We start from the raw sequence: 12779 nt of genomic DNA on the forward strand, positions 1-12779 counted from the left end.
CACTGGCACCGCTCCTCCTCATCGCTTCGCGCTGCATCGTCGCCGGCGCAAATCGATCACGGTTCGATCCTGGCATCCGTGGCCGACACGGTCGTAGATTATTTAGATGACCTACGACCTGATAATCCGCAACGGCACCATCGTCGACGGGCTGGGCGGTGAACCGTTCGTCGGGGACGTCGCCGTCCAGGACGGCGTGATCGCCGCGGTCGGCCACGTCAACGGATCCGGCGCCACGCAGGAGATCGATGCGACCGGGCTGCTGGTCACGCCTGGCTTCGTCGACCTGCACACGCACTACGACGGTCAGTCGATCTGGTCGGACCGGTTGACGCCGTCGTCGGCACACGGGGTGACCACCGTGGTGATGGGCAACTGCGGCGTCGGCTTCGCACCGTGTCGGCAGGAAGACCACGACGTACTGGTCGACGTGATGGCCGGCGTGGAGGACATTCCCGGTGTGGTGATGACCGACGGCCTGCCGTGGAACTGGGAGACCTTTCCGCAGTACATGGACGCCCTGGAGGCGGGACAACGCGATATTGACGTAGCGGCGTATCTTCCGCACTCGCCGCTGCGGGTGTACGTGATGGGCCAGCGCGGCGCCGACCGTGAACCGGCCACCGCCGACGACCTGGCCGCGATGCGAAAACTGGCCAAGGAGGCGATCGAGGTCGGGGCGTTGGGCTTCGCCACCTCGCGGTTCACCATCCACAAGACCGAGAGCGGATCGCCGATCCCGAGCTACGAAGCGGCCCGCGAGGAGATCGAGGAGATCGCGCGCGGCGTCGTCGACGGCGGCGGCGGGCTGCTCCAGTTCGTGCCCGACATTCCTGCCGGCGGCTATCAGCCGGTGCTGCAGACGGTGTTCGACGTCGCCGAGGACGTCGGGCTGCCGGTGACCTTCACGCTCGTCGTCGGCAATGCCGGCGACCCCACCTGGCCGGACGCCGTCACCATGATCGAGAAGGCCAACGCCGCCGGTGGCGATGTGACGGCGCAACTGCTGCCGCGGCCGATCGGGCTGATCATCGGATTGCAGCTCACCGCCAACCCGTTCGTGCTGTATCCCAGCTACCGCGAGATCGCGGACCTGCCGCTGGCCGAGCGCGTCGCCGAAATGCGCAAACCCGAGGTCCGCGCCCGCATCCTCGCCGACAAGCCCGGCGACGGGCATCCGCTGCTGTTCGTCACGCAGATGTGGGACTGGATTTTCCCGCTGACCGACCACCCCAACTACGAGCCCGACCCAGCGGACAGCATCGGCGCCCGCGCGCGAGCCAAAGGCATCAACCCGATGGAAGAGGCCTACGACCGGTTGCTCGACGACGACGGCCGCGCCATGCTGCTGGTCGCGACCAGCAACCTGGAGAACAACTCACTGGACACCGTGGGCGAATTGCTGCACCGCGACGACGTCGTGCTCGGTTTGGGCGACGGCGGCGCGCACTACGGAATGATCTGCGACGCAAGCTATTCCACGTACTTTTTGGCGCACTGGGCGCGCGACCGTCGATCCGGCCGCTTCGAGGTGTCCGAGGCGGTCCGGCGACTCACCTCGGTGCCGGCGCGCGTTGCCGGGCTGGCCGACCGTGGCCGGATCGCCGTCCGATATAAGGCCGACCTCAACGTGATCGACCACGCGGGCCTGCAGCTGCACAAGCCGGTGATCATCCACGACCTGCCGGCCGGCGGGCGTCGCCTCGATCAGACCGCCGAGGGGTATGTGGCCACCATCGTCACCGGTGAGGTGATCGCCGAGCACGGTGTGCCTACCGATGCGCGGCCGGGCAAGTTGATCCGCGGCCGCCAGTCGGTGCCAGCCTGACGGGCACGCCGAGTGTGCAGGTGGTGAGAGCGGAAGAACCGGCGTAACGCCGCACAGAACCTGCACAGTCGCGCCGCCGAAAGTCAGTTGGCCGACAGCGCGTCGAACAGGGCGGCCAACTGGTCCGGCGACACCGCCGTGTTGCACCTGCCGCGCAGGTCGAGCAACGGCTGCGCGATGCCCTTCAACTCCAGCGCCTGACCGGGGTGGCTGATGAAGTAACCGCGGACCGAGGACTTCGCGTCGGCGGGCGGTTGGTTGACCGCGGCGGTCAGCACGTTGTTGGCATCCGGGTGGGTGTCGAGGTATCCGCTCGCCGAGTTCAGCACCCCGCTGGCGGTCGCCGCCACACCGCTGGCCGAGCACGGATCAGGAGCGGCGCCGGCGGTCGGCGTAACGATCAGACAAAGCACGCAGCCGGGGACCACTCCAAAAAGCGTGTGCCGTAACGATTTTCCCATAATGCCGTCCCTTCGTCCCCAACTGTTTAGAACATTCAGTACATCAGTTACCCAGAAACACGAAAAACCCGGCCCCACGCAGGGACCGGGCTTCTCGTGTCTCTTACGGACTTACTTTGATGGTTCGTTTCCTCCTCAGGCCGCCGCGCGGCCTGCATCGTCGTTGAACTAGAAGTCCATGCCACCCATGCCACCGGTCGGGTCGCCGGCAGGAGCGGCGGCCTTCTCCGGCTTGTCGGCCACGACGGCCTCGGTGGTCAGGAACAGCGCCGCGATGGACGCCGCGTTCTGCAGCGCCGAACGCGTCACCTTGACCGGGTCGGCGACGCCCGCCTTGAGCAGGTCCTCGTACTCACCGGTGGCGGCGTTGAGACCGACACCCGGCTTGGAGTTGGCGACCTTCTCAGCGACAACGCCGGGCTCGAGCCCACCGTTGAAGGCGATCTGCTTCAGCGGAGCCGACAGCGCCACGCGCACGATGTTCGCGCCCGTCGCCTCGTCACCGGTGAGGTTCAGATCGTCCAGCGCAGGAGCCGACTGCAGCAAGGCCACGCCACCACCGGCGACGATGCCCTCCTCGACGGCCGCCTTGGCGTTACGCACGGCGTCCTCGATGCGGTGCTTGCGCTCCTTGAGCTCCACCTCGGTGGCAGCTCCGGCCTTGATCACCGCAACACCGCCGGCCAGCTTGGCCAGGCGCTCCTGCAGCTTCTCGCGGTCGTAGTCGGAGTCGCTGTTCTCGATCTCGGCGCGGATCTGGGCGACCCGGCCGGCGATGGCGTCGGAGTCACCGGCGCCCTCGACGATGGTGGTCTCGTCTTTGTTGATGACCACCTTTCGGGCTTGACCCAGCAGCGAGATGTCAGCGGTCTCCAGCGAGAGGCCGACCTCTTCGCTGACGACCTGGCCACCGGTCAGGATGGCGATGTCCTGCAGCATGGCCTTGCGGCGGTCACCGAAGCCCGGCGCCTTGACGGCGACAGACTTGAAAGTGCCGCGGATTTTGTTGACGACCAGGGTCGACAGCGCTTCGCCCTCGACGTCCTCGGCGATGATCAGCAACGGCTTGCCCGACTGGATGACTTTCTCCAGCAGCGGCAGCAGGTCCTTGACCGTCGAAACCTTCGACGAGACCAGCAGGATGTAGGGGTCCTCGAGGACCGCTTCCTGACGCTCGGCGTCGGTGACGAAGTAACCCGAGATGTAGCCCTTGTCGAAGCGCATACCTTCGGTGAGCTCGAGCTGCAGGCCGAAGGTGTTCGACTCTTCGACGGTGATGACACCCTCGTTGCCGACCTTGTCCATGGCCTCGGCGATCAGCTCGCCGATCTGGGTGTCGCCGGCCGAAATGGCAGCGGTGGCCGAGATCTGCTCTTTGGTCTCGACCTCTTTGGCCGACTTCAGCAGGGTCTCGGTGATCTTCTCGACGGCCTTCTCGATGCCGCGCTTGAGGCCCAGCGGGTTGGCGCCGGCCGCAACGTTGCGCAGGCCCTCTTTGACGAGCGCCTGTGCCAACACGGTCGCCGTGGTGGTGCCGTCACCGGCAACATCGTCGGTCTTCTTGGCGACCTCTTTGACCAGCTCAGCGCCGATCTTCTCGTAGGGGTCCTCCAGGTCGATCTCCTTGGCGATGGACACACCATCGTTGGTGATCGTGGGAGCGCCCCACTTCTTCTCCAGGACGACGTTGCGGCCCTTGGGTCCCAACGTCACCTTTACCGCGTCGGCGAGGGCGTTGAGACCCCGCTCGAGGCCGCGACGGGCCTCTTCGTCGTACGCAATTGTCTTAGCCATTGCGAAGTGATTCCTCCGATTAGGGGGTGACACGTTCTTGGGCCGGGCGCAGTGCCCGCGACGGACGACCGCAGTTGTGTACGGACTGCGCTCTCACCGTCCCGACCTAGCACTCACCGGTCGGGAGTGCCAGTGTCATTTTTAGCACTCGGCTATGGCGAGTGCAAGGACGGCCCCGCAACGATGCAGGCCGCGCAGGGGGGTGAGGAGGAGTCAGGGCAATAAGAACAGCCCGATCAAGACATCAGAATTGTTGATGTTATGATGCGCTAATGCGCACTACCGTGACCCTGGATTCCGACGTCGAGTTGAGACTGCAGCAACTGATGCGCTCCCGAAGCTTGACCTTTAAGGAAGCAATCAACTCTGCGCTGCGCACCGGCCTAGGTATCACCCGGTCGGCCGATGTCGTGTTCGACGTGTTCGACCTCGGCGAGCCCCTGGTTGATATGACGCATGCGAGTCGGCTGGCCGCCGCCCTGGAAGACGAGGAAATCGCTCGCAAGTTGGCCGTTGGACGGTGAACATCGTTGATGTCAACGTCCTGCTGTACGCGGTCAATCGCAGTTCCACCCGGCATCAGCAAGCGCACGACTGGCTTACTCGTCAGCTGGTCGGGACCGGCACCGTCGGTTTTGCCTGGACGGCCTTGCTCGGGTTCGTCCGGATCGGGACCAGCCCATCGATCTTGCCGAATCCGATGACGAGCGGTCAGGCATTCGACACCGTCGACGCCTGGCTGGCTGCGCCCGCCGCTGTCATCGTCGAGCCGACGGTAAGGCATCGAGCCATTCTCCGTGGCCTGATTGCGGATGCAGGTACGGCAGGCAATCTGACTAATGATGCGCACCTGGCCGCGCTAGCGATCGAGTACGGCGGTGCAGTGGCGACCTTCGACCGCGACTTCGAGCGGTTCGGCATCGATGTAGTGACACCGCAATAGGGCCCGCGCCGCGGCGAAGTAAGGCTCAGACGGGCAAATCACGAGGGCGCCTATCGTGACGGGCGTAAACCATCGATGACGACGTCGGTCACCCGCGCGGCCCGCGCTTTGTCGTAGCCCTGCATGGCCTGGCACCCCACCATGAGCGCCTTGATCTCGGGCACGTCGACGTCGGAACGGACAGTCCCGGCGCCCTGCGCGGCCACCAGCAACTCGCCGAGCAGGCAGCGGAACGCCGCGTCTGCGTCGGGTGCGGCGGAGTCGACGTCGATACCGAGACCGCCGAGCGCCTCGACCAGACCCTGATCGGTGGCACCGAAATCCAGGACCATCGACCGCAAAAAAGCGAACAGCGCCTCGCCGGGCCCCGGCTCGTCCAGCAGTGCGTGACCCGCGGCGATGATGTGCTGTAGACGGCTTTCAACGACCGCAGCGAACAGATCCGCTTTCGTCGGAAAGTGCCGGTAGACGGTGCCGGCACCCACGCCCGCGCGACGGGCGATCTCGTCGATCGGCACCGACAGGCCTTCGGCCGCGAACGTCTCGTAGGCGGTTTCCAGCACCCGAGCACGGTTGAGGGCCGCGTCGGCGCGCAATGGTCGAGCGGGTACAGACATCACGACACCTAAACATTTGACAAAACGGGGCGCACGTTCCGTATAGTCTAACCCAACCGGAGCGAACGCCCCGTTTACCTTACAGCTTAGGGAGCTATCCATGTCCACATGGACTACCGCCGACATTCCTGACCAGTCCGGCCGCGTCGCCGTCATCACCGGCGCCAACACCGGACTCGGCTTCGAGACCGCAGCCGCGCTGGCCGAGAAGGGTGCGCACGTCGTCCTCGCGGTGCGTAATCTCGACAAGGGCAAAGACGCCGCATTGCTGATTCAGCGGCGCTCCCCGAATGCCGACGTCGCGCTACAAGAACTCGACCTGACATCGCTGGAGTCAACCCGCGACGCCGCCGAGCAGCTTCGCGCCAACCACGACCGCGTCGACCTGCTGATCAACAACGCCGGCGTGATGTACACGCCGAAGGGCAACACCAAGGACGGTTTCGAGCTGCAGTTCGGCACCAACCACCTCGGCCACTTCGCTTTCACCGGGCTGCTGCTGGACCGGCTGCTGCCGGTAGCCGGGTCCCGGGTCGTCACGGTCAGCAGCGTCGGCCACCGCATCCTGGCCGACATCCACTTCGACGACTTGCAGTGGGACCGCAGCTACAACCGGGTCCGGGCCTACGGGCAGGCCAAGCTGGCCAACCTGCTGTTCACCTACGAGCTACAGCGTCGGCTTGCCGCGCGGGGCACCACGATTGCCGCGGCCGCTCACCCCGGCTTCTCCGACACCGAGCTGATGCGCCACATACCCTCGGCGCTGATGTCCGTCTTCAATGTCGCCGCCCCGTTGATCACCCAGGACGCGGCCGCGGGCGCGCTGCCCCAACTGCGCGCCGCCACCGACCTGGCCGTGCAGGGAGGCCAGTACTACGGGCCGGACGGCTTCGCGCAGTCGCAAGGCCACCCCAAGGTCGTTGAGTCCAGCGCGAAGTCGCACGACGCCGAGCGGCAGCGCAAGCTGTGGACCGTCTCCGAAGAACTGACCGGGGTGACGTTTCCGGTCTAGGCCCGGTCCGAGCCTAGATCGAGCAGTTGCTCGTGGAAGCCACCGAACCGCTGCTGCGGATCGATCAGATGTATTTCGAGAATCCAGTGGCACTGACGGCCGCTGGGGTCGCGTCGCCGCATCGGTTTGGTGGAGCCGGGCATGACGTACCACTCGGTGCGCGTGCCGGGAATCTTCTTGTGCGGGAATTCCCCGACTAGATGACCGGCAATGTGACTGCCCCAGCCGAACCCCTCGTCGCGGGCCAGTTCGACTGTGGTGTCGAATAATTCGGCCCCGGTGACATCCGGGTGGTCGTCGAAGTAGTCGCGGCCGGCCTGCCATACCCGCGGTAGCGCGTCGCGGAGGGCTAACTTGTCCGGGTCGTCGCCGAGGACGAAGGTGCGACCGAAGTCCGCTTCCCATTCCTCGAAGATCGGACCCAGGTCGAGAAACACGATGTCGTCGTCGGCGACGACGCGGTCCGGCGGATGTTCCTTGAACGGCTGCAGGGTGTTCGCACCGGCGCGCACGATGCGCCGATGCCAGTGCCGGGTGACACCGAGCAGGTCTGCGGCCAACGCGTTGATCTCGTCGGACAGTTCCTTCTCGCCGACGCCCGGGCGGATCAGCCCACGCTGTTCGATCTCGTCGAACAGCTGCGCGGCTTTGGCCTGAGCGTCCAGAAGCCGCTCGGCGCGCACACTCTCGTCGGTCACCGCACCGATGCTACGGACGGCGTCAGGACCACTGCGCGAAGTAGGGCCGCTCCGGCTTGCTCTTCTCCACGAGGATGAACACCACACCCCATGGGTCGATGAACCATGTCGTGCGGACTCGGGCCACGTCCGCGATGCCGTCGACGAGAAAGCGCACGCCCTTGGCCTCGAGTTCGGCTCGGGTGGTGTCGAGGTCCTCGCAGATGAGCCCCACGTGCGACAAACCGTGGTCGGTGAGGGCCGCGGCACTGCGCTGGTCGCCGCCGGCGACCCCGAGGTACTCGATCACCTCGAGAACGCGATCACCGTCGTCGTCGAAACCGACGATCGCCGCCTTCATGGTCGGATCGGACACCAGCTGGCCCATGTCGTCGCGAATTGCGTCACCGGCCATCACATACGGCGGCGACAGCACGCGCAGGCCCAACACGTCACGGTAAAACGCCACCGCCGCCTCGCAGTCGGGTACGCACACGCCCGCATGGGCCAGTCCGGTAATCACGATCTGAACACTGTCAAAAGTCTGGTCATTGCACTAGGGGACGCGCCTTCGAGGTCACGAGGGAAGCGGCGCCGGTTCGCGCCGTATACGATCAGCACGCCGACTCGAATGCCGCGTTGCATGCGCTTTTGCGGATCGAAAACAGGCGCTGTTGTGTTCGGCACACTGCTGCGACTCGCCGCCGTCCTGCGAAGATGCAGGCCCCGATGTCCTTGCCCTAGACTGCATCTCGATCAGATTGGAGTCCACGGGTGCGGGCAGTTGGAGCGCCCAGCACCCGGGCTTTGCGGGGCTGGCAGCGGCGAGCCTTGGTGCGTTATCTGAGCGCCAAACCACGGGATTACCTGCTGGTCGCGACCCCCGGTGCCGGCAAGACCGCGTTTGCTCTGCGCATCGCTGCCGAGTTGCTGGCCGACCGCACCATCGACGCGATCACCGTGGTGGTGCCCACCGAGCACCTCAAGGTGCAGTGGGCGATGGCGGCCGCGGTCGACGGCATCGCGCTCGACCCGAGGTTCAGCAACAGCGCGGCACACACCTCTGCGGAGTACCACGGCGTGATCGTCACCTATGCGCAGGTGGCCAGCCACCCGACCCGGCACCGGGTGCGCACCGAGGGTCGACGCACGCTGGTCATCTTCGACGAGATCCACCACGGCGGCGAAGCCAAAAGCTGGGGTGATGCGTTGCGGGAGGCGTTCGACGACGCCACCCGCCGGTTGGCGCTGACGGGCACGCCGTTCCGCAGCGATGACTCCGCGATCCCGTTCGTGCGCTACGAACCGGACGCCGCCGGGCTGATGCGGTCGCAGGCCGACCACACCTACGGCTACACCGACGCACTCGCCGACGGCGTAGTGCGCCCGGTGGTGTTCATGGCGTACTCCGGGGAAACCCGGTGGCGGGACAGCGCCGGTGCGGAGTACACCGCACGACTCGGTGAGCCGGCCAGCGCCGAGCACACCGCCCGCGCCTGGCGCACCGCGCTGGACCCGACCGGCGAGTGGATGCCTGCCGTCGTCACGGCGGCCGACACCCGGCTGCGGCAGCTACGGGCCGGCGGAGTTCCGGACGCCGGTGGCATGGTGATCGCGTCGGATCAGCAGGCCGCCCGCGCGTATGCCGTTCTGCTGAAACGGATTACCGGCGAAGAGCCGACCGTGGTGCTGTCCGACGATCCGGGCGCGTCCAAGCGCATCGCACAGTTCTCGGCGAGCACGACTCGCTGGCTGGTCGCGGTGCGGATGGTCTCCGAAGGTGTCGACGTGCCACGCCTTGCGGTCGGCGTCTACGCCACCAGCGCCTCCACTCCGCTGTTCTTCGCGCAGGCCATCGGACGGTTTGTCCGGTCCCGGCGGCCCGGGGAGACCGCGAGCGTCTTCCTGCCGTCGGTGCCCTCGCTGCTGCTGTTGGCCAGCGAGTTGGAGGCGCAGCGCAATCACGTTCTCGGCCAACCACATCGGCAGAGCGAGACCGACGAACTCCCCGACGCGCGACGGCGCCAGGACGAGCCGTCTGAGATGGACAACACATTCGAATCGCTGGGCGCCGACGCCGAATTGGATCAGGTGATTTTCGACGGCTCGTCGTTCGGTACCGCCACCCCGGCCGGCAGCGACGAAGAGGCCGATTACTTGGGGATACCCGGCCTGCTGGACCCCGGGCAGATGCGAGAGTTGTTGCGCCGCCAGCAGGAAGTGCAGTACGACCGCCGCAGCCGCGACGGCGTGACCAAGGCCGAACCAGTTACCCGGCATGGTCAACTGCGAGACCTCCGTCGCGAGCTCAACGCGCTGGTGTCAGCGGCCCACCATCGACTTGACAAGCCGCACGGCTGGATTCACAACGAATTGCGCCGGCTCTGCGGTGGGCCACCGGTCGCCGCGGCCACCAGCGAGCAACTCGCTGAGCGCATCATCGCGGTGCGCGGGCTGACGGCGTAACGATCTAGCGGATCGCCCAGATGCTGTCGGCCACCCATGGCGACGCCTCCGCCGCGATCGACCACACCAGGTCCGCCGGCACGTCGATCAGCGGATAGCGCTTGACGCCCGCGGCCGTGGCCGCAACCAACGTGGCGACCTTGGCCCGGCGCTGGAACGGCGTCTGGCGCAGGGTCCAGCTGATGATGCCTGCCGTGGCGAGGCAGTCGCGGCGGCGTTCCACGCTGCCGGATCGCACCACCAGCCAGCCGTCGTGAACCCGGTGACCTAGCGCGCCGATCCGGTCGACTGCCAATAGCGCACACCACGCCGTCACCGCGATCCAGGCGGGCCAAACCCAAAGGGGCACAGCGGATTTCCCGGCGACAGCAGCGGCCACAGCCAGCCCGGCACCGGCCAGCACCGGCAGCCCGAGCGCCCGCGTCCAGCGTCGGGTCGCGGCCCGTCGGCCATGACCGCGAAGCGGCCCGGAGACGACCTCGGCGTCACCGACCAACTCGGTCAGCACCGCCTCCGCCGTGGCCCTCGGACACGGCGGTAGCAGCACCGACGCCTCACCGGCGCCGTGCACGCCCGTCATCACCGCATCCAACCGGGCGCCGCCGAACATCCGCACCAACAGCGGTTGGCGCAGCGTTCCGCCGCGCAACCTGCTCATGTCGTACGAGCGTTCGCGAAGCCGCAACAGGCCGTGCCGCAGGTGTAGGACGTCGGCCTGACGCAGCAGCACCAGGTTGCCGTAGGTGAGCAGCGAGCGGAGCACGGCGAGCAAGACCGATGCGACCAGAACCGCGCCGGCGATGATCGCGACGGTGGTGGTCGGCCCCAACCGATCGGCGTCGTCGAGTACCGACTTGACGATCCGTGAATGCTGGAGTGGCCCAACAAATCCGCTCTCGTAAATCACACCGGCCGCGGCGCCCAGCGACAGCAGACCAGACACGCTCAGCGGCGAATACCGCAACCATGCCGGCTGCCAGCGAGCCAGCACCGTGTCCGCCGGCGACGACTCCGCGGTCGTCGGGTCGGCCTGCTCGATCACGTCGGCCAACAGGATCGCCTTCAACCGCGGCACCTGACCGACTTCGACGGCGTTGAGCTCGAATCCCCCGGATCGATTCTCGCCCTTGGCTTCCTGGCCGGTGCTCACCCGCACCACGGCCAGACCCATCACCCGGTGCAGTAGGCGTACGTCGCTGCTCACCGTGCGAATCCTGCTGAGCGGCAACGACAACACCTTGCGTTGCAGCACCCCGGTCCGCAACTGCAGTTGGTCGGCGTCGATGCGGTAGCTGGTGGTGACCCAGCGCGCCACACCGACCACGACCGTGTACCCGAGTACCGCGAACGTCCAGGACTGATTGCCGGTGGTCGTCCCCAGCACAATGGCACCGATCAGAAACGGCAACTCGCGCAGCAGTTCGTACACCGGGTGAACCAGCAACATCCTGGGACTCAGCCGCTGCCAGGCAGTTTCACCCCGGGCGGGGGTCACGTCGCGTCCCCGGCACCGATCGCTGCGATGTCGGTCAGCTGTCCGACGAGATGGTCGGCCACGTCGACGTCGAGCGCGACGATGTGTACCGCACCGGCGGACGAAGCCGTGGTGACGGTGACGTTGGCCAGTCCGAACATCCGGTCCAACGGGCCGCGGTAGGTGTCGACGGTCTGCACCCGCGAGATCGGCGCGATGCGCCGCTCCTGGATCAGCCATCCGGTGCGGGTGTATACCGCTTGCGGGCCGAGTTCCCACCGGTGCACCCGGTAGCGCCAGACCGGAACCACCGCCGTCGCGATGACGGCGCCGAGCACGGTCACGACGCCGATCACGAGGTGCAGCCACTCCATTCGCTTGTCGAACTCGAACCATGCGACTTGCCCGACAGCCAGCAGCAGCCAGGGAAAGATTCCGCCGACCGCCCATCGCAGCGGCGCCCGGCGGCTCGGCAGCTGAGCGGGATCAACCATGTCCACGCCACGAGGATGCCACCGAGCACAGTAGGCCGACAGCGACACGACGAGACCGGTGGTCGATGGGTATCGTTTTCTCCGATGAGTTCCGACGGCAAATGGACCACCAGCGACATACCTGACCAGCGCGGCCGGGTGGCCATCGTCACCGGCGCGAACACCGGCCTGGGCTACCACGCCGCCGCCGCGCTGGCCCAGACCGGCGCCCACGTGGTGCTGGCGGTGCGCAACCTGGAGAAGGGCAACCTCGCACTGGCGCGCATCGTGGCCGCCTACCCCGACGCCGACGTCACGTTGCAAGAACTCGACCTCAGCTCGCTGGCCTCGGTGCGCGCCGCCGCGGCGGCTCTGCGCAAGGCCTACCCGCGGATCGATCTGCTGATCAACAACGCCGGGGTGATGGGGACGCCCAAGCAGCTCACCGATGACGGCTTCGAAATGCAGTTCGGCACCAACCATCTGGGCCACTTCGCCCTGACCGGGCTGCTGCTGGACAACCTGCTGCCGGTGCGGGGCTCGCGGGTGGTGACGGTCAGCAGCACGGGCCACCGGCTGCGCGCAGCGATCCACTTCGACGATCTGCAGTGGGAACACCGCTACGACCGGTACGCCGCCTACGGCCAGTCCAAGCTGGCCAATCTGTTGTTCACCTACGAGTTGCAGCGCCGGCTGGCCGATCACCACAAGAACACCCTCGCCGTGGCGGCCCACCCCGGCTCGTCCAGCACCGAGCTGGGACGTAGTGTGCCCACGCTGATGAAACCGCTGTTCGTCTTGGCGGGCGCGCTGCTGTTCCAGGGCGCGGCGATGGGCTCGCTGCCCACACTGCGAGCCGCCACCGACCCCGGCGTCGAGGGCGGGCAGTACTACGGGCCCGACGGCCTCGGCGAGCAGCGCGGCCACCCCAAGGTGGTCTCGTCCAGCGCGCAATCGCATGACGAAGACCTGCAGCACCGGCTGTGGACGGTGTCGGAGGAACTGACCGGCGTCACGTATCCGGTCTGACAACC

13 protein-coding genes are annotated in these 12779 nt (G+C 66.8%); 6 read left to right on the forward strand and 7 right to left on the reverse strand.

The window, feature by feature from the left end; all coding sequences use genetic code 11:
* Nucleotides 1–106 precede the first annotated feature (106 nt).
* Nucleotides 107–1828 (forward strand): N-acyl-D-amino-acid deacylase family protein, encoded by a 1722-nt coding sequence (locus ACQY5A_RS22795; protein WP_428342546.1) that lies wholly within the window; start codon nucleotides 107–109, stop codon nucleotides 1826–1828.
* An 83-nt stretch (nucleotides 1829–1911) separates the two neighbouring features.
* On the opposite strand, the gene ACQY5A_RS22800 is transcribed toward ACQY5A_RS22795, so the two are convergent.
* Nucleotides 1912–2289: a heme-binding protein gene (locus tag ACQY5A_RS22800; protein ID WP_428342547.1), complete on the reverse strand. Its 378-nt coding sequence runs from the start codon at nucleotides 2287–2289 to the stop codon at nucleotides 1912–1914.
* 168 nt (nucleotides 2290–2457) lie between these two features.
* Complete coding sequence (groL, locus tag ACQY5A_RS22805; RefSeq protein ID WP_428342548.1) at nucleotides 2458–4083, reverse strand: chaperonin GroEL; 1626 nt, start codon at nucleotides 4081–4083, stop codon at nucleotides 2458–2460.
* Nucleotides 4084–4355: 272 nt separating this feature from the next.
* Between groL and ACQY5A_RS22810 the strand changes: the two genes are divergently transcribed.
* Together ACQY5A_RS22810 and ACQY5A_RS22815 are read left to right on the forward strand one after the other, a co-directional pair.
* Complete coding sequence (locus ACQY5A_RS22810; RefSeq protein ID WP_428342549.1) at nucleotides 4356–4607, forward strand: antitoxin; 252 nt, start codon at nucleotides 4356–4358, stop codon at nucleotides 4605–4607.
* Nucleotides 4604–5026, forward strand: a complete 423-nt coding sequence (locus tag ACQY5A_RS22815) for a TA system VapC family ribonuclease toxin (protein WP_428342550.1) — start codon at nucleotides 4604–4606, stop codon at nucleotides 5024–5026. The genes ACQY5A_RS22810 and ACQY5A_RS22815 overlap by 4 nt, the downstream gene beginning before the upstream one ends.
* A 50-nt stretch (nucleotides 5027–5076) precedes the next feature.
* Here ACQY5A_RS22815 and ACQY5A_RS22820 read toward each other — a convergent pair whose 3' ends face one another.
* Nucleotides 5077–5643 carry a TetR/AcrR family transcriptional regulator gene (locus ACQY5A_RS22820; protein WP_428342551.1) on the reverse strand — a complete coding sequence of 189 codons (567 nt, stop codon included), beginning with the start codon at nucleotides 5641–5643 and terminating at the stop codon, nucleotides 5077–5079.
* 100 nt (nucleotides 5644–5743) lie between these two features.
* Here ACQY5A_RS22820 and ACQY5A_RS22825 point away from each other — a divergent pair, with 100 nt between their 5' ends.
* Nucleotides 5744–6655: an SDR family NAD(P)-dependent oxidoreductase gene (locus tag ACQY5A_RS22825; RefSeq protein WP_428342552.1), complete on the forward strand. Its 912-nt coding sequence runs from the start codon at nucleotides 5744–5746 to the stop codon at nucleotides 6653–6655.
* Here the strand turns inward: ACQY5A_RS22825 and ACQY5A_RS22830 are convergent.
* Nucleotides 6652–7353 carry a M24 family metallopeptidase gene (locus tag ACQY5A_RS22830; protein ID WP_428342553.1) on the reverse strand — a complete coding sequence of 234 codons (702 nt, stop codon included), beginning with the start codon at nucleotides 7351–7353 and terminating at the stop codon, nucleotides 6652–6654. The two genes, ACQY5A_RS22825 and ACQY5A_RS22830, sit on opposite strands and share 4 nt — an antisense overlap.
* 22 nt (nucleotides 7354–7375) lie before the next feature.
* A complete protein-coding gene (locus tag ACQY5A_RS22835) occupies nucleotides 7376–7855 on the reverse strand; it encodes a VOC family protein (protein WP_428342554.1) in 480 nt (159 codons plus the stop codon).
* A 251-nt stretch (nucleotides 7856–8106) separates the two neighbouring features.
* On the opposite strand from ACQY5A_RS22835, the gene ACQY5A_RS22840 reads away from it, so the two are divergent.
* Complete coding sequence (locus tag ACQY5A_RS22840) at nucleotides 8107–9798, forward strand: DEAD/DEAH box helicase (RefSeq protein WP_428342555.1); 1692 nt, start codon at nucleotides 8107–8109, stop codon at nucleotides 9796–9798.
* Nucleotides 9799–9802: 4 nt separating this feature from the next.
* On the opposite strand, the gene ACQY5A_RS22845 is transcribed toward ACQY5A_RS22840, so the two are convergent.
* Nucleotides 9803–11245, reverse strand: coding sequence for a PH domain-containing protein (locus tag ACQY5A_RS22845; protein ID WP_428342556.1), 1443 nt, complete (start codon nucleotides 11243–11245; stop codon nucleotides 9803–9805).
* A 44-nt stretch (nucleotides 11246–11289) separates the two neighbouring features.
* A complete protein-coding gene (locus ACQY5A_RS22850) occupies nucleotides 11290–11772 on the reverse strand; it encodes a PH domain-containing protein (protein WP_428342557.1) in 483 nt (160 codons plus the stop codon).
* A 78-nt stretch (nucleotides 11773–11850) separates the two neighbouring features.
* Here ACQY5A_RS22850 and ACQY5A_RS22855 point away from each other — a divergent pair, with 78 nt between their 5' ends.
* On the forward strand, nucleotides 11851–12774 hold the full coding sequence (locus ACQY5A_RS22855; protein ID WP_428342558.1) for an SDR family NAD(P)-dependent oxidoreductase: 924 nt from the start codon (nucleotides 11851–11853) through the stop codon (nucleotides 12772–12774).
* Nucleotides 12775–12779: the final 5 nt, after the last annotated feature.

It is taken from the genome of Mycobacterium sp. (genome assembly GCF_965277065.1).
Classification (GTDB): domain Bacteria; phylum Actinomycetota; class Actinomycetes; order Mycobacteriales; family Mycobacteriaceae; genus Mycobacterium.

Bases quoted from the DNA above. Each gene is read 5' to 3' on its own strand.
- ACQY5A_RS22795 (WP_428342546.1), top strand. From the start codon at position 107: ATGACCTACGACCTGATAATCCGCAACGGCACCATCGTCGACGGGCTG.
- ACQY5A_RS22800 (WP_428342547.1), bottom strand. From the start codon at position 2,289: ATGGGAAAATCGTTACGGCACACGCTTTTTGGAGTGGTCCCCGGCTGC.
- groL (WP_428342548.1), bottom strand. From the start codon at position 4,083: ATGGCTAAGACAATTGCGTACGACGAAGAGGCCCGTCGCGGCCTCGAG.
- ACQY5A_RS22810 (WP_428342549.1), top strand. From the start codon at position 4,356: ATGCGCACTACCGTGACCCTGGATTCCGACGTCGAGTTGAGACTGCAG.
- ACQY5A_RS22820 (WP_428342551.1), bottom strand. From the start codon at position 5,643: ATGTCTGTACCCGCTCGACCATTGCGCGCCGACGCGGCCCTCAACCGT.
- ACQY5A_RS22825 (WP_428342552.1), top strand. From the start codon at position 5,744: ATGTCCACATGGACTACCGCCGACATTCCTGACCAGTCCGGCCGCGTC.
- ACQY5A_RS22845 (WP_428342556.1), bottom strand. From the start codon at position 11,245: ATGTTGCTGGTTCACCCGGTGTACGAACTGCTGCGCGAGTTGCCGTTT.
- ACQY5A_RS22855 (WP_428342558.1), top strand. From the start codon at position 11,851: ATGAGTTCCGACGGCAAATGGACCACCAGCGACATACCTGACCAGCGC.